Here is an 18,347-nt window from a genome sequence, read left to right on the forward strand (position 1 = left end):
CCACGTAAGAGTGAAGACATGCCCGCCCGCGATCGCCTGCTCGCCCTGTTCGTCGCCGTCCTCTGGGGCTGCAACTTCCTTGCCATCCACGCCACCCTCGGCCAGTTCCCGCCCGTCTTCGCCGGCGGCCTGCGTTTCGCGGTCATCGCCATCCCGACGATCCTGTTCGTGCCGTGGCCGAAGGTGAAGATCCGCCACTTGCTCGGCTACGGGCTGGGCTTCGGCACCGGGCAGTTCGTGTTCCTCTTCATCGCGATGGACACCGGCATGCCGACCGGGCTCGCGTCGCTGGTGCTGCAGGCGTCGGCGCCGTTCACCGTCCTGCTCGGCGCCGTCTTCCTCCGCGAACGCGTGTCCGGACGGCAGCTCACCGGCATCCTGCTCGCCGTCGCCGGGATGGCGACGATCGCCTGGCAGCAGGCCGGGAACGCCGCCCTGCTGCCGGTGATCCTGACCCTGCTCGGCGCGCTGAGCTGGGCGTTCGGCAACCTGAGCACCCGGCAGGCGGCCCCGGACAACCCGTTGAACTTCGTCCTCTGGATGTCCGTGGTGCCGCCGCTGCCGATGTTCGCGCTGTCGCTGGTCATGGAGGGACCCGCCGAGATCGGGCACTCACTGAGCACGCTCGGCACCACCACCGGGCTGATCGGCCTCGGCGGCCTCGCCTACGTCGTGCTGTTCGGCACGATCGTCGGCTCCGGGATCTGGACGTCGCTGATGCGCCGCAACCCGGCGGGCGTGGTCGCGCCGTTCTCCCTGCTGGTGCCGGTGGTCGGACTGTCGATGGCGTTCCTGGTCCTCGACGAACGCCCCTCGCTGGTGGAGATCATCGCGGCGGCCGTGGTCATCGGCGGCGTCCTGTTCGGTTCGACGAAACGCCGCGTGCGCGAGCCGGACTTCCTCGCCGAAGCCGAAACGCCTCAGCCCACTGGTGTGCGGTGAGACGTTTGGGCTCGACCTCCTTGCCAGGACGGGTGAACACCCGCCGCACGAAGTCCTGGTAGCGCTCACGATCCGTGTCGTCGACGAGTGACCGCTCGCGGCGGGTCATGGTGAGCAGACCGCCGTCGACGCCGGGCCTCGGGCGGAACGCCGCGGCGGGCACCCGGCCCGCCAGCCGGAAGTCGAACCATGGCCACCACTGCGCGGTCATCATGGTCGCGCCGCCGACCCCGGCCCGGCGGCGCGCCACCTCCCACTGCATGAGCAGGACGGCGTCCGTCCAGCCGGGAGCGGCGAGGACGTGACGCAGCGTCGCGGTGGTGAGATGGAACGGCAGATTGCCGACCAGTACGTGTGGTGTCCGTGGCAGGGGGAACCGCAGGTAGTCCGCGGTGACGATCTCCGTGGACGGCCGGACGCGGCCCGCCAGCCGGGCGGCGCGGCGGTCGTCGATCTCGATGCCGGTCAGTGGCCTGCCGAGCCGTTCCAGCGGGAGGGTCAACGCGCCGTCGCCCGTGCCGAATTCGATGATCGGCCCGTCCGTGCCACCGACGAGCTTCACGACGGTTTCGATGGTGTTCCGGTCGATGAGGAAGTTCTGGCCGAGTTCGTGACGGCCAGGACGCTGTGTGCGCAAGGGATCTCCGCGGCTTCGAGGTGAGCCGGGCAGCACTGGGCCTGCCCGGCGATGGCTCGCTCGGGCGGCGGTTCCTTGCTTGACGCCGGGGATCCGCCGCTAGGCGCGGCGGGTCCTGGTGAACGCGGAAGCACACATGGCGGCGAAACTACCTCGGGCCGCCTGCGTCACGCCAACCGTTTTCTACGCGCCGATCCGGCTCGTGCCGAGGTGCTCGACCGGGCCGGACAGCGCGGCCTTGACGTGGCGGGTGAGGTCGTCGGTGAGCACCTCGGTCTCGCCCTTTTCGAGGCCGTCGACGACCTGGCGGGCGACGTCGCGCGGGTCGTTCTTGGGGATGTCGAGGCCCTGGGTCATGTCGGTGTCGGTGTAGCCGAGGTGGACGCCGACGACGTGGGTGCCCTGTTCGGCGAACTCGATGCGGAGCGAATTGGTGAGCGACCAGAAAGCCGCCTTCGACGCACCGTAGGAGCCCGAGCCGGCCGCCCACGACAGGATCGAGTGCACGTTGACCAGCGCTCCGCCGTTCTTGAGCTGCGGCGCAAACGCTTGCGCGATGCGCAGCGCGCCGAAGACGTTGGTCTCGAAGACCGGGCGGTGCGCGTCGACGTCTTCGGTGAGCAGCGAGCCGAGGCCGAGGACGCCGGCGTTGTTGAAGACGATCGTGGCGTCGCCCGCCTTCTCCGCCAGCGCGCGGACGGATTCCGGATCGGTGACGTCGAGCGGGAGCGGGACGATCCGCGGGTCGGTCTCCGCACGCGGCGACCTGGCGGTCGCGTAGACCTTGGCGGCGCCGCGGTCGAGCAGTTCGGCGACGAACGCCTTGCCGAGTCCGCGCTGCCCGCCGGTGACCAGTGCTACGGCGCCTTCGATGGAGGTCATGACTCGCCCCTTTGACAGAAGTGTTCTTGGTTTGCCTCTGTCGTCAGCATGGCGACGCCGGCCGACAGAGTCAAGTACGCTTGACCTATGTCATGGACCGCGACGGACCGGTACCGGTTACGCACCGCCCCCTCGGGGCTGGCGCTCGTTCAGGACTTCCTCAACACGAAGGCGATCAAGACGTACGGCCTAGACCTGCTGAGCGATGCCGACCTGACGCGGCCTTGGGCCGCCGAGGCGCTGGCGGAATGGTCGCGGGCCCGGGACGCCGACGTACCCGAGATCACGCTGGGGCCGGGTGACCTTCGCGCGCTTCGCGACCTGCGAGAGACGTTCGTTTCGCTCGTGGACGGCGGCGACGCGGACTTCGGCAAACCGGTCAAGGCGGATCTGACACTGCGGGACGGCGTCGTCCGGCTGTTCCCGTCCGGCACCGGACGGCAGTGGCTCGCGTCGGCGCTGTGGACCGAGACACTGCTCGCGCAGCAGGCCGGGATCTGGCCGCGGCTGAAACTGTGCCGTCTCGACGGCTGTCGTTCGGCCTTCTACGACGTCTCGCGCAACAACAGCGGCGTCTGGCACGACGTGCGCACCTGCGGGAACGTCGCGAACCTGCGGGCCGCGCGCGAGCGGAAGAAGGCGCTCAGCTGAACGAAGCCAGCGCCGTGGGGATCGGGATCTCGCCGCCGATGACGTCGAAACCCTGGTTCTCGGTGAGCGGTTCCTCGAGCGTGGCGACCAGGACGGCGGCGACGTCCGCGCGGGAGACGCGGCCCGGTTCGAGATGACCGGCGATCTTGACGTGGCCGGTGGGTTGGTCGTCGGTCAGTGTGCCGGGCCGGACGATCGTCCAGTTCAAGCTGGAGCGCTGGAGGACGCTGTCGGAGATCTGCTTCGCCATCAGGATCGACCGCACCAGGCGATCGCCCTGGTCCGGTGAATCCGCGAACTGCGCGGAAAGCTGCACGAACCGGGAGACACCGGCCTTCTCGGCGGCACGGATCGCGGTGATCACGCCGTCGCGGTCGACGAGGTCGACCGAGGCCTGATCGGGATCGGGTGCGCCGATCGCGCTGATCACCACCTCGGAACCGGCGAGCGCCTCGACGAGGTCTTCCGCGTCGGCGGTGACGTCCGCGACCACGGTTTCGGCGCCGAGGCCGGCGACCTCGTCCGCGCGGCGGCGGCTGCGCAGCCCCGCCCGCACCTGATGCCCCCGACCCCGCAGAAGCCGGACCACGTGGATCCCCGTCCGCCCCGACGCACCCAGCACTGTGACCCGCATGACACCGAGTCTGCCCGAAGTCGGCGACCCGTGCCTGGTCACACGCTCCGCAAGCAGTCGGCTAACTGCGGCGGGATCGGCGCCCTCGCCGCCGGGCCGCGTGTTGCGAAAGCCACTTTCGCAACCTTCAACGTTGCGAAAGTGGCTTTCGCAACACGTCCGGTCGCGCCGACTGCACACATTTAGAGGACTAAATGCGGTCATAGCGCGTGAAGGCCCCCTTCCCTCGGCTGAGCCGAGGGAAGGGGGCCTTCACGCGCGTTCGGGTCTAGAGGATCTCCGCCGCCGAGCCGACGTCCGGCAGCCCGCCGACGTCCGGGTTCAGCTCCCCGGCACCGACGAGCTCCGCCTTGACCTCGTGCGGTTTGATCCGCCCGTCGCGGATGTCCTCCGCGTAGTGGCACGCGACCCGGTGCCCGGTGCCGATCTCCCGCAGCTGCGGGCGGTCGGTGTCGCACAGGCTCTGCTGCTTCCACGGGCACCGCGTGTGGAACCGGCAGCCGGACGGCGGCCGCGCCGGCGAGGGCAGGTCGCCGGCGAGCAGGATCTGCTCCCGGCTGTCCTCCACCGTCGGGTCCGGCACGGGGATCGCCGAAAGCAGCGCCCGCGTGTACGGGTGCAGCGGGTTCTCGTACAGCGTGTCGGCGTCGGCCTCTTCGACCAGCGAGCCGAGGTACATCACGCCGATGCGGTCGGAGATATGCCGCACCACCGCGAGGTCGTGCGCGATCACCAGGTACGTGAGCCCGAGCTTCTCCTGCAGGTCCTCCAGGAGGTTGACCACCTGCGCCTGCACGGAGACGTCCAGCGCGGACACCGGTTCGTCGGCGACGATCAGGTCCGGCTCGACCGCGAGCGCCCGCGCGATGCCGATGCGCTGACGCTGGCCGCCCGAGAACTCGTGCGGGTACTTCCGCAGCGAGGACTCCGGAAGGCCCACGGCGGCAAGGAGTTCGCGCAGCCGCTTGGCCGTCGCCTCCTTGTCCTTGGCGAGGCCGTGCGCCTTCATTCCTTCGGTCAGAATGGATTCCACCGACTGCCGGGGGTCCAAAGAGGACATCGGGTCCTGGAAGACCATCTGCATCCGGCGGCGGGCCTTGCGCAGGTCCTCGCCCTTGAGGCCCGCGACGTCGGTGCCGTCGAAGACGACGTTGCCGTTCGTCAGCTCGGTCAGCCGGAGGATCGCCCTGCCCAAAGTGGACTTCCCGCAGCCGGATTCCCCGACCAGACCGTAGGTCTCACCCTTGCGGATGGCCAGATCGACGCCGTCCACGGCGTACACGTACCCGATCGTCCGGTCGATCACGATGCCGCGTTTGATCGGGAAGTGCACCTTGAGGTCGTTGACCTCCAGCAGCACTTCCTGCGGCGGAACCGTGTGCGTCATCGGACCCCTCCTTGTGCGGCCACGGCCGGGATCACCGGGTTGTGGCAGCGCAGCAGCCCATTGCGGTCGGGGGTCAGCTGCGGTGAAACCTCCCGGCACACGCCGAGAGCGTTCGGGCAGCGGGGCGCGAAGGCGCAGCCGCCGTCCCACGGGATGTTGTCGGCGACGGATCCCTTGATGGGGATCAGTTTCTCGCCGCGGCCCGCGTCGAGACGCGGGATCGAGGCGAGCAGGCCGTGCGTGTACGGATGCCGCGGCTCGGCGAACAGCGCGTGCCGCTCCGCCCGCTCGACGATCTTGCCGCCGTAGAGCACGTTCACCTGGTCGCAGAGACCGGCGACGACACCGAGGTCGTGCGTGATCATGATCAGCGCGGTCCCGGTGTCCTGCACCAGTTCCCGCAGCAGCGCGAGGATCTGCGCCTGGATCGTCACGTCGAGCGCGGTGGTCGGCTCGTCGGCGATGAGCAGCCGCGGACGGCACGCCAGCGCGATCGCGATCAGCGCGCGCTGCCGCATCCCGCCGGAAAGCTGGTGCGGGTACTCGGAAAGCCGCCGTGCCGGGTCGGGAATGCCGACCTTGTCCAGCAGTTCCGCCGCCTCCACCGACGCCGCCTTGCGCGACATCCCGCGATGCCGCTCCAGCACCTCGGTGATCTGCAGGCCGATCGGGATGACCGGGTTCAGCGAGGACAGCGGGTCCTGGAACACCATGCCGAGATCACGGCCGCGGCGGTCCCGCATTTCCTTGTCCGACAGGCGAAGCAGATCCGTGCCTTCGAACGACACCGAACCGCTGACCTGGTTGCCGCGTTTCGCGAGCAGCCGCATGATCGCCAGCGAGGTCACGGACTTGCCGCAACCGGACTCACCGACGAGACCGACCGTCTGGCCGGGTTCGACGTCGAAACTGACCTCGTCCACCGCGGTGAACGGCTTTTCGCCGCGTCGGGAGAAAACGACCTTGAGGTCACGTACTTCGAGGAGTGCCATCAGAAATCACCGCCTGTTCTTCGGATCGAGGGCTTCCCGCAGGGACTCGCCGAGCAGCGTGAACCCGAGCGCGACGATGATGATCGCGATGGCCGGGTAGTACGCCAGCTCGGGGCGGATGTCGAGGAACTGCCGAGCGCTGCGGCTCAGCATGATTCCCCATTCCGCCCGGTTCGGGTCCGGGTCGCCGAGACCGAGGAACGACAGCGCCGCCGCCTCGAGGATCGCGGTCGCCAGGGTCAGCGTGGCCTGCACGATGACCGGGCCGAGCGAGTTCGGCAGCATGTGCCGCAACACGATCGCCCCGCGTTTGACGCCGAGCGACGTCGCCGCGAGCACGTGGTCGCTGTTTCTCTGCGCGAGCATCGAACCGCGCAGCAGTCGCGCGAAGATCGGCACGCTGACCATCGACACCGCGACGATCACCGTCCACTGGCTCGGCTTCTGGAACAGCGCGGCGACCGAGATCGCCAGCAGCAGCGACGGCACGGACAGCATGACGTCGACGAGCCGCATCAGCACGGTGTCGACCCAGCCGCCGAAGGCGCCGGCGAGGCCGCCGATGATCATGCCGACCACGACGCCGATGATCGTCGCGAGCACACCGACCAGCAGCGTGTTCTGCGCGCCGACCAGCAGCCGCGAAAGGTAGTCGCGGCCGAAGTCGTCGACACCGAGCGGGAATCCGGGCTGGGCGCCCGGGATGATGCCCTGGCCGAGGATGACCTGGCTCTGCAGATACCGCTCGTAGGGATCCTTCGGCGCCAGGAGCGGCGCGAAGATCGCGACCAGCAGGAACAGGCCGGTGATCACGGCGCCGGTGATGGCCACCGGGCTCCGCATCATCCGGCGCAGCGCCTCGCCACCGAGGCTGTGCCCCTTCGCCGAGGAAGCCGCGAGCCGGTCGATCGGCTCCTTCTTCTTGTTCAGCAAGGTGTTCATCGGACACGCACCCTCGGGTCGATGAGCCCGTACGAGATATCGACCAGCATGTTCACCAGCACGTAGACCAGTGCGCCGAACAGCAGCAGCGCCTGGAGACGCGGGTAGTCACGCCGTTCGATGCCTTCGGCGAGCAGGAAGCCGAGGCCGCGGAAGTTGAACACCCGCTCGGTCAGCACGGCGCCACCGAGCAGCGCGCCGGTCTGGAGGCCGATGACGGTGACCACCGGGAGCAGACCGTTGCGGAGCACGTGACGGCGCCGCACGATCGGCTGGGTCAGGCCCTTCGAGTTGGCCGTGCGGATGAAGTCCTCGTTCAGCACGTCCAGCACCGAAGCCCGGGTGATCCGGACGATGACCGCGAGCGGGATCGTGGCCAGCGCGAACGCCGGGAGGATCAGGTGGGTGAGCGCGTCCCAGGCGGCGTCCCATTCCTGGGTGATGATGCCGTCGAAGACCGCGAACCCGGTGACGGTGGTGGCGTCGAGACCCGCCATCTGACGGCCCTGCGAGGGAAGTCCCAGCGGGGCGGCCAGCAGGTCCTGCATCATGTAGCCGAGGAAGAAGACCGGCACGGCGACGCCGACCAGGCTGAGCACGATGATGACGTTGTCGACGGCCCCGCCGCGGAACCGCGCGGACAGGTAACCGAACGGGATGCCGAGGCCCACCGCGATGAGCATCGCGCAGAAACCGAGCTCGATCGTCGCGGGCAGGAAGTTCGCGATCTCCGACATGACCGGCTGGGCGGAGACCAGCGAGTTGCCGAAGTCGCCGGTGATGGCCCGGCCGAGGAATTTGAAGTACTGGACGAAGATCGGATCGTCGAGGCCGAGAAGCTTGTTCAGGTCGGCGATCTTCTCCGGGGTCGCCTTGTCACCCAGTAGGGCGCCGGCGGGGCCGCCGGGCAGGGACCGGAGCCAGGCGAAGATCAAAATGGACAGGATCAAGAGCGTCGGTATCGCTTGTAGCAGCCGACGCACGAGAAAACGGAGCACGTGCGTTCCTTTGTTGCCAGCCCGGGAATGGGCCACAGGGGGCGGGCGCGGTAGCGCCCACCCCCTGATGGCTCAGTGGTGGTGGATCAGTTGACCGTGACGGTGTAGAAGCGCTCGTCGGTCAGCGGGCTGGCCACCAGGCCCTTCACCTTCGGGCCGACGACGATCGCCGGGGGGCCGTAGGAGATCGGGATGGCGGGCAGGTATTCCATGATCTTCTGGTTCACTTCCTGGTACGCCTTGGTGTGCGCCTCACCGGCGGGCGCGGCGTCCGCGGCGGAGATGGCCGAGAACAGCTCCGCGTTTTCGAAACCGAACTCCGGCTTCTCACGACCGAAGAAGGTGCCGACGAAGTTACCGGCGTCGTTGTAGTCACCGGTCCAGCCGAGCAGGTGCACGTCGTGCTTGCCCGCCTTCTGGACGTCGTCCTTGTAGCCACCGTTCCACGGCTTGGCGATCGGCTCGACCTTGATGCCCATGGCCTTCATGTCCTCGGACAGCGAGGTGAAGATGTCGGCCGGGTTCGGCATGTACGGCCGGGTGACCTCGGTCGGGTAGTAGAACTTCAGCGTCATGCCCTCGGCGCCGGCTTCCTTCAGCAGGTCTTTCGCCTTCTGAAGGTTGTATTCGTACTTGGTGACGTTCTCGTTGTAGCCGTCGATCGCCTTCGGCACGAACTGCGACGCGGTCTCGGCGCCCTCGGGGAGCTTCGACTTCACGAACTGGTCGCGGTTGAGACCGTAGGCCAGCGCCTGGCGGACCTTGAGGTCCTTCAGCTTCGGGTTGTTCTTCTGGTTGATGCCCAGGTACAGGATGTTGAACGACGGGCGGATGAGCACCTGCTCGCCGTCGTTGCGCAGCAGGCCGTAGTCCGCGGGCGACGGGTAGTCGTAGCCCTGGATGTCGCCGGCCTTGAGCGCCTGCTTGCGGGCGTTCTCGTCCGGGATGACCTTGAAGACCAGCTTGTCGAGCTTGGCCGTCTGGGTCGGCGAGTCGGTGGCCTTGACCAGCGTGATCTCACCCTTGGCCTGGTCCCAGCTCTCGAACTTGAACGGGCCGGTGCCGGTCGGGTGCTTCAGCGCGTACTCCGGGTAGGAGAACGAGTCACCGCTCTGGGTGACGGCGTCGGCGTTGTACTTCTTCAGCGCGTCCGGGCTCTGCATCGAGAACGACGGCAGCGTGAAGGCCGCCGGGAAGGCGCCCTTGGCCTTGTTCAGGTTCAGGACGGCGGTCGACTCGTCCTTGGCCTGGCAGTCCTTGAACACCGGGGCGCCGGAGGCGTCACCCTCGTTCTTGGCGAAGCCCTCGAAGACGTCGCCGTAGTAGATCATCTGGCTCTGGGCGGCGGCGCCCTTCATGTTGTACATGCGGTTGAAGTTGAAGCAGACCGCTTCGGCGTTGAACGGGGTGCCGTCGTGGAACTTCACACCCTTCTTCAGGGTGAAGGTCCAGGTCTTGCCTTCGTTGCTGCCTTCCCACTTCTCCGCCAGACCAGGCTCGAGGTCCGCGGTCCCCGGCTTGTTCATGATCAGCGTGTCCATCATCTGGCGGATGATGCGGAAGGTCTCACCGTCGTCGTTGAAGAGCGGGTCGAACGTCTTCGGGTTACCGGCGGCACCGAAGACCATGGTGCCTCCCGAGCCACCCCCTGCGCCTTCTTCACGCTTCGATTCGGCACAGGCGGAAATGGAGACCGCGAGTGCGCCGGCAAGCCCGATCAGGGCCACACGGCGTGCTCGGGTCACCCGCAGTTGCTGCATCTGGCACCCCTTGAGGAGATTTTCGGTGTTTAGGCACCGTCCGGTCGGTCGGAAAGTCGAGCTCCACGGACGATCGGTGTGCCCGCCGACACTAGCGGGAACTCAGCCCGCACTTAAGCACGCGAGGTTACGATCGCGCTACACGACGGCCAATACGACCGCAAAGTGTCCGCAATTCCGGACGGAGTGTAATCAATTCCGGACCACTAACGCGCAGAGTGCCGGGTCACTGACTCAAATGGGTGCCCACCACTACGACCAATGGGTGCCGGACAAAACAAGACACCGGCAGGACATTGGACCCGTCTCGTGAGTGGTAAGGACGGTTCTAACCGTCCTTACCACTCACGAGAGGTGACCACACGATCGGCCGCCGCCCTGGTCCCGTCGACGGCGAACCACCCGCGCTCGAACAGCTGCCAGCGCCGAAGATCCGCCCGGGACTCCTCACCGTCACGCTCGGCACCACGGTCGAGACGTTCGGCCTCGCTCCCGCCGTCCAGCCAGGTCAGCAGGGACAACGAAGGCCGCATCCGCGCGCGGCCACTGGAAACGCCCTCCAGTACCAGCACCTCGGGGACCGGGATCTCGACCTCTTCACCCGGCAGCGGGACACCACTGGACCAGTCCACCCGCCGGTATCGACCGGCCCGGCCCGCGCGCAGCGGTTCCAGGACGCCGGTTTCCAGCCGCGGCCACCACGAAACGGGTTCGTCCCAGGTGGCGAACTCGTCGGTGCTCACCAGCGCCACCCGGACGCCCCGGCCGGCCAGTTCGGCGACGATCTTCCCGGCCAGCGTGGACTTCCCGGAGCCGGACGGGCCGTCGACGGCCAGCACGCGGGCGGGGCCCAGCCTCGGCGGGGCCGCGAGAAGCGCGTCGATCAGCGTGCGCGTGCGGGGCTCACTTCGGGGAGCCCTTTGACGTCGTCGGGGGCCGCCGTCCTGGCTTCGAGCGCGGCGACCCGTTCTTCCAGGTCACGCTGGGCGTCGGCGAGTTCGCAGCGGAGCAGCGCGATCTCCTCGACGGAGGTCCGGACCTCTTCTTCGAGATGCCCGACCTCGGTCGACAGATGCAGCGCGACCAGCGCCAGCACCACACCGGCCATGAGGAATACGAAGTTCGACGGCGTTTGCACGCCGGTTATCCGCGCCATGAAGTCGGCCGCCTGCGGAACGAGGGCGAGCACGACCACGCCGACGGCGAGGACGAGCCAGACACCCGCGTACTTTTCCCGCAGTTTCCGCCGCCGCATCATCTCGAGGACGACGAACAGCACGAGACAGGCGACGACGATGCTGAGAATGCGCCAGCCAGCCATAATCAGCTCCTTTTACGCCGAATCCGACGAGTCGACGGCGGGACGGCGGCGCACCAGCGCCAACAGCAGGGCGAGTCCGGCACGGCCGAGGTAGATGGCCGATTTCACCGGCGAATGGCTCGGCGTTCCGGCCGCCCGTTCGCGCATGATCACCGGGATTTCCTTGATCTTCAGTTCGGCACGGATCGCCATCACCAGCGATTCGACCGTGTCGCCGAGGTATTCGGCCGGGTAGTACGCGGCGAACAGTTTGATCGCGCGCGGGCCCATCGCCTTGAACCCGGAGGTCACGTCGGTGAGCTTGGTCTTCCCGAGCCGGGAGAAAACGACCGAGAGCGCGACCATCGCGTATTTCCGCGGGCCGCTCGCCTTGTACGAACCCTTGCCCGCGAACCGCGAGCCGATCGCGATGTCGGCGTCGTCGAGCGCGTCCAGCAGGGCGGCGACCTCGTCGGGATCGTGCTGACCGTCCGCGTCCACCTGGACGACGACGTCGTAGCCGCGGGCGGCCGCGTACCGGAAACCGGTGCGCATCGCCCCGCCGACGCCGAGGTTCACCGCGAGGCGGGCCACCTCCGCGCCCGCCGCGCGGGCGAGCTTGGCCGTGTCGTCGGACGAGCCGTCGTCGACCACCAGCACGTCCATGCCGGGCAGGGACTGCTTGACCTGGGAAATGACGGCGCCGACGCTGGCCTGCTCGTTGAGAGCGGGCATCACGATGAGTACGCGGCGGGTGGTCACGGACGTACTGGACACTGGATCACTCTATCTTCTCACTGGCCGTGAGCGGCCGCTACCCGCTCCATCACTCGCTGCTTCCCCCGAGAGCGCGACGCCATCAGCCATGAGAGCGGAAACCGCGGTGTGCCCGCCGGTAGTGGTCTCGAAGACGCCAACCGGGCAAGTCAGCGGCCACTCCCCCGCGTCCGGGACGTCGCGATCCCCCCTCATAGACTCGCCGCGTCAGCGGCATTTTTCGATCGGAGAAGACATGCTGTCCGAAGCCGCCCAGCTCGCAGTCGGCGCACTCGTCGTACTGCTCCCTGGGCTCGCGATCCTCCTCACCGCCGGCCTGCGCGAGCGGTTGTGGCTCGCCGGGCTCTCGGCGCCGCTCACCATGGGCTTCGTCCTGCTGGTGTCGCTCTTCACCGGTGTCACCGGGCTGCGCTTCGGGTTGCTCACCGTCGTGATCGCGCTGGTCGTGGTGCTGCTGCTGACCGGCGGGGGCAGGCTGCTGATCGTCCGCCGCCGTCCGCCCGCCGAGCTCGCCGAGCCCGCCGAGGACGACCGGCTTCGCGCGCTGACCGGAAGGCCTGCCCGGATCGCGCAGCTCCTCGGTGCCGTGATCGCGCTGGGCGGAGTCGTGCTCGGCGTCCGCATGTGGCACAAGGGCCTCGGTTCCTGGGCGACCCCCACGCAGGAGCACGACACCGTCACGCACGCCGTGCTGACCGCGTACACGCACTTCACCGGGCGCGCGGCGCCGTGGCAGGTACTGCCGATCGACGTCGTCAACGACACCAACATCCAGTACTACCCGCCGGGCTTCACCGACGTCAGCGCGCTGCTGACGGACATCTTCGGTGACACGATGCTGTCCATCAACCTGGTGACCGTCGTGTTCACGGTGATCGTGATGCCGCTTTCGGTGGCCGCGTTCACCGCCGCGGTCCTCCGGCACGGCCGCGTCGGCCGCGGCTGGGTCGAGCTCGCCGCCGGTGTCGCCGCGCTCGTCTCCGTGCAGCTCTACCGCCCGGCCATCGCCTTCGCGCACGACGGCGGGGTCCTGCCGAACGCGGCCGCGCTGGCGATCACCCCGGGTCTCGTCGCCGTCATGCTGGTGATCGGCAAGCGCCACTGGGGACGCGCCGTGCTGATCGGTGTCGCCATGGCCGGGGCGTTCAACCTGCACCCGAGCGCGCTGACGTCGATCGCGTTCACCACCGTCGCGGCCATGCTCGGCCTGCTGGTCACGCGGTCCGGCAGGCTCGCGTTCGTCCGCTCGCTGCTGCCGCTGGTGCTGGCCGCCGTCGTCACCGTCGTGCTGCTGATCCCGAGTGTGCTGGCGCTGCTGCGGCTCGGTGGCGGCACGGTTTCGGACGCTCCCGCGAACATCCGCGGGGTCGCCCTCGGCGACGCCTTCGGCGTGCTCGCCAAGCTGCCCTACGGCGGCTACTTCGATCCCGGCAACACGTTGGGCCAGCTGACGCTCGGCGTCCTCGGCCTGGTCGGCCTGGTCTTCGCGGTGCTCTCGCGGCGCGCGTGGACGCTGGTGACCGCCTGGGTCTTCTGGGCCGCCGTCATCGTGACCTACCACAATTCGCCCAACTCCGGCTTCGGCGCGATGGTCGGCCGGTACTACTACCGGGTGGCCAGCAGGATCGACAGCCACATCTACCTGCTGATCCCGACGCTGGTCGGCGTCATCTTCGTGGTGATCGGGCTGGTGCTGGTCTCGGGCAAGGTGCGCAACCCGGTCCCGGCGAAGGCCCGGCCCGCGATCGCCTTCGGGCTGACCGTGGTGCTGCTCGGCGCGCTCACCGTGACCACGTTCCGCGGCTACATGAACACCGCCGCCTACTCACTCAGCCAGCGCTACTCCGCACCGCAGTTCACGCGGTACTCCGATCAGGACGACGCCGCCGCGAAGTGGCTGAAAGAGCACGCGGCGCCGGGCGAAGCGATCCTCAACAACGCGAACGACGGCTCGACCCTGCTCTATGTCGACTACGACCTGCCGATCGTCAACATCGTTCCCGACGGGCACAGCCCGATCAAGGAGAACGAGCTGCTGCTCGCGCGGTTCAACACCTACCCTGCCGACTCGCAGGTGCGGGACATCCTGCGCCGGAAGAACGTGCGCTGGATCTACGTCGACACCGTCGCCCCGACGGTCGGGACCGACGGCCGCCACTGGAGCGGCGACCTGTCCTTCGCGCTGGCGCCGGGGCTGAGCAACCTGGCCGGGCTGCCGGGGCTGACGAAGACCTTCTCGTCGGGCAGCGTCAGCGTTTACCGGCTCGATCTGCCGCCGCAGAGCTAAGCGTCGGCGTTCGTGGTCCCGGGGCCGCCGCGGACCACGAACGCCATGACGACCAGCAGGCCGACGGTCGGCCCGGCGGCGAGGCCGACGACGGCGCGCACGACCGTGTCGCCGGGGAAGAACAGCAGCACCAGCGCGGTCGCGACGACGACCGCGGCCCAGGTGATCAGCACCTTCGTGGCCTTGGCCTGCGCGACGAGGACGGCGGCGAGCAGCTGCATCGCGGCCAGCAGCACCGACGACCAGACCAGCCCGGCCATCCACCAGGCTTCGGGGTCGTTCTTGGCGCCGTAGACCAGGCGCACCACCCACGGGCCGATCAGCCAGCCGATGAGCGCGCCGAGGGCCGCGAGCGCCAGCGCACCCACCGAGCCGAGCGCGAGCAGCCTCCGCAGCCGGTGCTTGCCCTCCTCGGTGCTGGACAGGCGCACCACGGTCGGGACCGCCAGCGCCTGGACCGGCGCCATCAGCGTGAGCGGTGTCCTCGCCACGAACAGAGCGAGGAAGAGAACGCCGAGCGCGTCCTTGTCACCGCCGGGCGCGAGCAGGCTGACCAGCGCCGGATAGCCGGTGATGACGCTCGCGGTCAGCCCGGCGCCCGCGAGCAGCATCAGCATGTTCGTGACGACCGGCTTCGCGGGCTCGTCGGCGTCCAGCTTCGGGTCGACCAGCTTGGCGGCGCCGCGGGCGAACAGCAGCCAGGCGAACGAGCCGGTCGCGGCGGCGATGGCGAACCAGTACAGCTGGGTGAGCCCGGCGACCACCAGCGCGGCGACCACGAGGATCCGCACGGCGGCCTCGACCAGGATGAGCCACGAGTAGGACCGGACGTGGTCCTGGCCGATCAGCAGGCCGCGCGCGGCGAACTGGAAGGCGAACGAAAGGCCGCCCGCGAGCACGATCACGGCGAGCGCGAACTGGCCGCCGTAGACCTTGCCGGTCACCGGCGGGATGAGCGTGAACAGGGCCGCGACGCCGACCGCGACCAGGCTGGTGACGAAGGCGATCACCGCCGGGCGGCCCGCCTTGCGGCCTTCGAGCGCGGCATGCGCCGACTGTCGGGAGATCTCCTGTTCGAGCGGGGACAGGGCGGCGCCCAGCCCCATCAACATGCCCCAGAAGGAGAGCAGGACCGCGTTGTCGGCAGGCGACAGCGTCCGTCCCCACACGACGGTGAGGACGTAGCCGAGCGCGATGGCGATCAGCAGGTAGACGCCGATGCGGCCGGCGGATTTCCCGGTGTCCTTGGCCAGCTCTTCGCTGCTCACCGCGTTGCTCATTTACGCAGCCGGGCCCGCAGCGCCATGAAGAGACCCCGGAGCGCGCCGGCGCCGAAGCCGGCTGCGAACACGGGCGTGAGCCGGGCGACGGCCTTGGCCTCGGCCTTGGTCGCGCCGAACTTCGTCACCGCGAACCCGGCGGCCGTCGACCCGGCGGCGGCCAGCGCGACGGCGGTCTTCGGGCGCTTCGCGGCGACACCGAGGCCGAGGACTCCGACCGCCATCGCGGCGAACAGGCCGTTGCGCGCGGGGCCGGGGGACGCGAGATACGAATCGACGAACGTGGTGCCGCGGAAATACGACTGCCCGACGAACTTCTGGAACGAATCGCGGCCGTGGTAGGTCGCGGAGAACTCCGGCGCGAGGAAGATGCGGTGACGTTCGGCGATCCAACGCAGAACACCCGTGTCGTCACTGGCGAAACGGACGTCTTCGAAGAGCGACTCGAACGCGTTGGACGAATCCTCGAGAACGTCCTTCGGCGCGGAAAAGAATCCGGTGCCTTTGGGGAAGACGTCGAACTCCTCGATACCGAACGACATCAGCCGCGGGTTCGCGCAATAACGGCGCCACGGGATCTTGACCAGTCCCGCCATGAATCCCGCGTACGGATTGTGTTCGGACGCGACGTTGATGTGACCGTTCCACACCGTGCGCTCGGGATGGTCGACGAGCTGGTCGCGGAGGAAGGTGAGCGAGCCGGTATCCACGATCACGCGGCTGTCGACCAGCAGGATCTGCCGCCCGGAAGCCTTGGCGATCCCGGCGCGGCGCGCCTCGAACCGGCCGCTGTTCGGCTGGGTGAGGACGGTGATGCCGTACAGCTCCTGCAGCCTGGCGAGCTTGGCGCCGGTGCCGTCGGTGCTGCCGTCGTCGACCACGACGACCTCGACCGGCCAGTTCGCCGCCTCTGCCGACGCGATCAGCGCGCCGACGCTGCGATCGATCCAGTCCTGCTCGTTGTAGACCGGGATCACGACGGACAGGGCCGGAAGGAGCGAATTCGCACTCACCCCGGCGAGGCTACCTTGCGCGGCCCACCAGTATCCTTCGGGCACCGCAGACCCCGACAGAATGGCTCTTCCGGTGATTTCCTTCATTCTCGGCACCACGGCGGAACTGATCAAAATCGCGCCGGTCTACCACGGCATCCTCGAACGCGGGGTCCGGCCGAAGATCTGGTTCACCGCGCAGCACGTCGACGAGGTCTCGGACGTTCTCGCCGACCTGAACCTCCCGGAGCCCGACGTCTGGCTCGTGCCGAAGGAGAAGGCGCACAACCTGGAGTCGCCCGCGCAGGTGCCGGGCTGGGCCACGCAGGTGCTGCGCACCGCGTGGAGCCGCCGCGCCGAACTGAAGGCCGCGCTGGTCGAGGACGGCCGCCCGCCGCTGGTCCTGGTGCACGGCGACACCTTCACCACGCCGTACGGCTCGCTCATCGGGAAGCGGATCCTCAAGTCGCGCGTCGGGCACGTCGAAGCGGGCGCGCGGTCGGGCAGCATCATGTCGCCGCTGCCGGAGGAGCTGAACCGGAAGATCGCCGCGAAGATCGTCGACATGCACTTCGCGCCGAGCGCGCGTGAGGTGAACAACCTCCGCAACGCGCGCGGCGTCGTCGTCGACACCGAGGCGAACACCGCGATCGACGCGATGCGGATGGCCATCAACGGCCCGCTCGACGTCGAGGGCCTGCCGGAGAAGTTCGGTCTCGCCACCCTGCACCGCTTCGAGCTGGTCTCGCGCGCGGAGAAGTACCGCGAGGCGCTGGAGATCCTGCGCGAGCAGAGCAAGCAGATGCCGATCCTCTACATGGCGGGCGCGCCCGAGCGCGAGAAGATCCGCTCGCTCGGCCTGGCGAACCTGTTCGACGAGAAGAACTTCATCATCCAGCCGAAGATGCGGTACCTGAAGTTCCTGCCGCTGGTCGCGCGCGCCGAGTACGTGGTCACCGACTCGGGTGGCCTGTCGGCCGAGTGCTACTACCTCGGCCTGCCGTGCGCCGTGCACCGCGAGCGCACCGAGACGCCGCAGCACCTCGGCGAGACCGTCGTGCTGACCGAGATGCGCGGGGACAAGCTGCAGAACTTCCTCGACACCTACCAGAACCGCCGCGGCGAGTCCTGGGTCGACAAGTTCCACCCGTCGGAGATCATCGTCGACACGCTCGCCCGCCTGGGTTACTGCTGACGCTTCTCGAGTGGGTCACCGTGGTCGTGAGTGGCGATTCGGGTTCTAACCCGAATCGCCACTCACGACCCACGCGACCGCGGCGGCCGGCGAGCTAAAGTGCCCGCCGGCCCGAGAGTGCCCGGCCCAGCGTCAGCTCGTCCGCGAACTCCAGGTCACCGCCCATCGGCAGCCCCGACGCGAGCCGCGTCACGGTCAGGCCCGGGAAGTCGCGAAGCATCCGCACGAGATACGTCGCGGTCGCCTCGCCTTCGGTGTTCGGGTCGGTCGCGATGATGATCTCGCTGATCTCCGCGCCGCCGATCCGCGCGAGCAGCTCCCGCATGCGCAGCTGCTCCGGGCCGATGCCGGACAACGGGTCCAGCGCGCCGCCGAGCACGTGGTAGCGGCCCTTGAACTCGCGCGTCCGCTCGACGGCGAGCACGTCCTTCGGCTCCTCGACCACGCAGATGACCGTGAGGTCGCGGCGGGTGTCGCGGCAGATCCGGCAGGTCTCCTGTTCCGAGACGTTGCCGCAGACCTCGCAGAACTGCACGCCTTCCTTGACCTTGCCGAGCACTTCCTGCAGGCGCGCGATATCCGCGGGATCCGCGGCCAGCAGGTGGAAGGCGATCCGCTGCGCGCTCTTGGGACCGACGCCGGGCAGCCGCCCGAGTTCGTCGATCAGATCCTGGACGACACCCTCGTACAA

General features: G+C 68.6%; 18 protein-coding genes. 4 read left to right on the forward strand and 14 right to left on the reverse strand.

Translation table 11 applies throughout. The annotated features are described in order from the left end of the window. Positions 1-18 precede the first annotated feature (18 nt). Positions 19-942, forward strand: a complete 924-nt coding sequence (locus tag ACZ1DY_RS42275) for an EamA family transporter (RefSeq protein WP_257483267.1) — start codon at positions 19-21, stop codon at positions 940-942. Here the strand turns inward: ACZ1DY_RS42275 and erm are convergent. Both erm and ACZ1DY_RS42285 read right to left on the reverse strand, forming a co-directional pair. Continuing rightward, positions 845-1,579 (reverse strand): 23S ribosomal RNA methyltransferase Erm, encoded by a 735-nt coding sequence (erm, locus tag ACZ1DY_RS42280; protein ID WP_465483044.1) that lies wholly within the window; start codon positions 1,577-1,579, stop codon positions 845-847. The genes ACZ1DY_RS42275 and erm overlap by 98 nt on opposite strands. Positions 1,580-1,762: 183 nt before the next feature. Then, entirely contained in the window at positions 1,763-2,461 is a 699-nt protein-coding gene (locus tag ACZ1DY_RS42285; RefSeq protein ID WP_465483045.1) for an SDR family oxidoreductase, read from the reverse strand. Between the two features lie 87 nt (positions 2,462-2,548). Between ACZ1DY_RS42285 and ACZ1DY_RS42290 the strand changes: the two genes are divergently transcribed. Then, positions 2,549-3,112 carry a CGNR zinc finger domain-containing protein gene (locus ACZ1DY_RS42290; RefSeq protein WP_126737226.1) on the forward strand — a complete coding sequence of 188 codons (564 nt, stop codon included), beginning with the start codon at positions 2,549-2,551 and terminating at the stop codon, positions 3,110-3,112. Here the strand turns inward: ACZ1DY_RS42290 and ACZ1DY_RS42295 are convergent. The 9 genes from ACZ1DY_RS42295 to ACZ1DY_RS42335 all read right to left on the reverse strand — a co-directional run bounded on the left by ACZ1DY_RS42295 (position 3,105) and on the right by ACZ1DY_RS42335 (position 11,860). Continuing rightward, entirely contained in the window at positions 3,105-3,746 is a 642-nt protein-coding gene (locus ACZ1DY_RS42295; RefSeq protein ID WP_192742620.1) for an SDR family oxidoreductase, read from the reverse strand. The genes ACZ1DY_RS42290 and ACZ1DY_RS42295 overlap by 8 nt on opposite strands. A gap of 268 nt (positions 3,747-4,014) precedes the next feature. Further along, positions 4,015-5,133 (reverse strand): ABC transporter ATP-binding protein, encoded by a 1,119-nt coding sequence (locus tag ACZ1DY_RS42300; protein ID WP_257483272.1) that lies wholly within the window; start codon positions 5,131-5,133, stop codon positions 4,015-4,017. Continuing rightward, complete coding sequence (locus ACZ1DY_RS42305; protein WP_257483273.1) at positions 5,130-6,125, reverse strand: ABC transporter ATP-binding protein; 996 nt, start codon at positions 6,123-6,125, stop codon at positions 5,130-5,132. The genes ACZ1DY_RS42300 and ACZ1DY_RS42305 overlap by 4 nt, the downstream gene beginning before the upstream one ends. Before the next feature lie 6 nt (positions 6,126-6,131). Further along, on the reverse strand, positions 6,132-7,067 hold the full coding sequence (locus ACZ1DY_RS42310; RefSeq protein ID WP_126737230.1) for an ABC transporter permease: 936 nt from the start codon (positions 7,065-7,067) through the stop codon (positions 6,132-6,134). Continuing rightward, a complete protein-coding gene (locus tag ACZ1DY_RS42315) occupies positions 7,064-8,065 on the reverse strand; it encodes an ABC transporter permease (protein ID WP_126737231.1) in 1,002 nt (333 codons plus the stop codon). Before ACZ1DY_RS42315 ends, ACZ1DY_RS42310 begins: the two co-directional genes overlap by 4 nt. 86 nt (positions 8,066-8,151) lie before the next feature. Continuing rightward, positions 8,152-9,825, reverse strand: coding sequence for an ABC transporter substrate-binding protein (locus ACZ1DY_RS42320; protein ID WP_465483046.1), 1,674 nt, complete (start codon positions 9,823-9,825; stop codon positions 8,152-8,154). Positions 9,826-10,163: 338 nt separating this feature from the next. Continuing rightward, positions 10,164-10,679: a uridine kinase family protein gene (locus ACZ1DY_RS42325; protein WP_465485789.1), complete on the reverse strand. Its 516-nt coding sequence runs from the start codon at positions 10,677-10,679 to the stop codon at positions 10,164-10,166. Between the two features lie 29 nt (positions 10,680-10,708). Further along, a complete protein-coding gene (locus ACZ1DY_RS42330; RefSeq protein WP_257483276.1) occupies positions 10,709-11,146 on the reverse strand; it encodes a DUF2304 domain-containing protein in 438 nt (145 codons plus the stop codon). Between the two features lie 12 nt (positions 11,147-11,158). Further along, on the reverse strand, positions 11,159-11,860 hold the full coding sequence (locus ACZ1DY_RS42335; protein WP_257489823.1) for a glycosyltransferase family 2 protein: 702 nt from the start codon (positions 11,858-11,860) through the stop codon (positions 11,159-11,161). 277 nt (positions 11,861-12,137) lie between these two features. Between ACZ1DY_RS42335 and ACZ1DY_RS42340 the strand changes: the two genes are divergently transcribed. Next, positions 12,138-14,189 carry a DUF6541 family protein gene (locus tag ACZ1DY_RS42340; protein ID WP_465483047.1) on the forward strand — a complete coding sequence of 684 codons (2,052 nt, stop codon included), beginning with the start codon at positions 12,138-12,140 and terminating at the stop codon, positions 14,187-14,189. Here ACZ1DY_RS42340 and ACZ1DY_RS42345 read toward each other — a convergent pair. Beyond that, on the reverse strand, positions 14,186-15,469 hold the full coding sequence (locus tag ACZ1DY_RS42345) for a polysaccharide biosynthesis protein (protein ID WP_465483048.1): 1,284 nt from the start codon (positions 15,467-15,469) through the stop codon (positions 14,186-14,188). The two genes, ACZ1DY_RS42340 and ACZ1DY_RS42345, sit on opposite strands and share 4 nt — an antisense overlap. Then, positions 15,466-16,482, reverse strand: coding sequence for a glycosyltransferase family 2 protein (locus ACZ1DY_RS42350; protein ID WP_465483049.1), 1,017 nt, complete (start codon positions 16,480-16,482; stop codon positions 15,466-15,468). Before ACZ1DY_RS42350 ends, ACZ1DY_RS42345 begins: the two co-directional genes overlap by 4 nt. Before the next feature lie 61 nt (positions 16,483-16,543). On the opposite strand from ACZ1DY_RS42350, the gene ACZ1DY_RS42355 reads away from it, so the two are divergent. Further along, positions 16,544-17,656 carry a UDP-N-acetylglucosamine 2-epimerase gene (locus ACZ1DY_RS42355; RefSeq protein WP_257483280.1) on the forward strand — a complete coding sequence of 371 codons (1,113 nt, stop codon included), beginning with the start codon at positions 16,544-16,546 and terminating at the stop codon, positions 17,654-17,656. A 94-nt stretch (positions 17,657-17,750) separates the two neighbouring features. On the opposite strand, the gene recR is transcribed toward ACZ1DY_RS42355, so the two are convergent. After that, entirely contained in the window at positions 17,751-18,347 is a 597-nt protein-coding gene (gene recR / locus ACZ1DY_RS42360; RefSeq protein WP_005166260.1) for a recombination mediator RecR, read from the reverse strand.

This window comes from Amycolatopsis sp. PSD-21, assembly GCF_055561455.1.

Coding starts and splice junctions, on each gene's coding strand:
- ACZ1DY_RS42355 (WP_257483280.1), top strand. CDS start 16,544: ATGGCTCTTCCGGTGATTTCCTTCATTCTCGGCACCACGGCGGAACTG.
- ACZ1DY_RS42330 (WP_257483276.1), bottom strand. CDS start 11,146: ATGGCTGGCTGGCGCATTCTCAGCATCGTCGTCGCCTGTCTCGTGCTG.
- ACZ1DY_RS42290 (WP_126737226.1), top strand. CDS start 2,549: ATGTCATGGACCGCGACGGACCGGTACCGGTTACGCACCGCCCCCTCG.
- ACZ1DY_RS42335 (WP_257489823.1), bottom strand. CDS start 11,860: ATGCCCGCTCTCAACGAGCAGGCCAGCGTCGGCGCCGTCATTTCCCAG.
- ACZ1DY_RS42305 (WP_257483273.1), bottom strand. CDS start 6,125: ATGGCACTCCTCGAAGTACGTGACCTCAAGGTCGTTTTCTCCCGACGC.
- ACZ1DY_RS42285 (WP_465483045.1), bottom strand. CDS start 2,461: ATGACCTCCATCGAAGGCGCCGTAGCACTGGTCACCGGCGGGCAGCGC.
- ACZ1DY_RS42295 (WP_192742620.1), bottom strand. CDS start 3,746: ATGCGGGTCACAGTGCTGGGTGCGTCGGGGCGGACGGGGATCCACGTG.
- ACZ1DY_RS42345 (WP_465483048.1), bottom strand. CDS start 15,469: ATGAGCAACGCGGTGAGCAGCGAAGAGCTGGCCAAGGACACCGGGAAA.
- ACZ1DY_RS42300 (WP_257483272.1), bottom strand. CDS start 5,133: ATGACGCACACGGTTCCGCCGCAGGAAGTGCTGCTGGAGGTCAACGAC.
- ACZ1DY_RS42340 (WP_465483047.1), top strand. CDS start 12,138: ATGCTGTCCGAAGCCGCCCAGCTCGCAGTCGGCGCACTCGTCGTACTG.
- ACZ1DY_RS42275 (WP_257483267.1), top strand. CDS start 19: ATGCCCGCCCGCGATCGCCTGCTCGCCCTGTTCGTCGCCGTCCTCTGG.
- ACZ1DY_RS42310 (WP_126737230.1), bottom strand. CDS start 7,067: ATGAACACCTTGCTGAACAAGAAGAAGGAGCCGATCGACCGGCTCGCG.
- ACZ1DY_RS42320 (WP_465483046.1), bottom strand. CDS start 9,825: ATGCAGCAACTGCGGGTGACCCGAGCACGCCGTGTGGCCCTGATCGGG.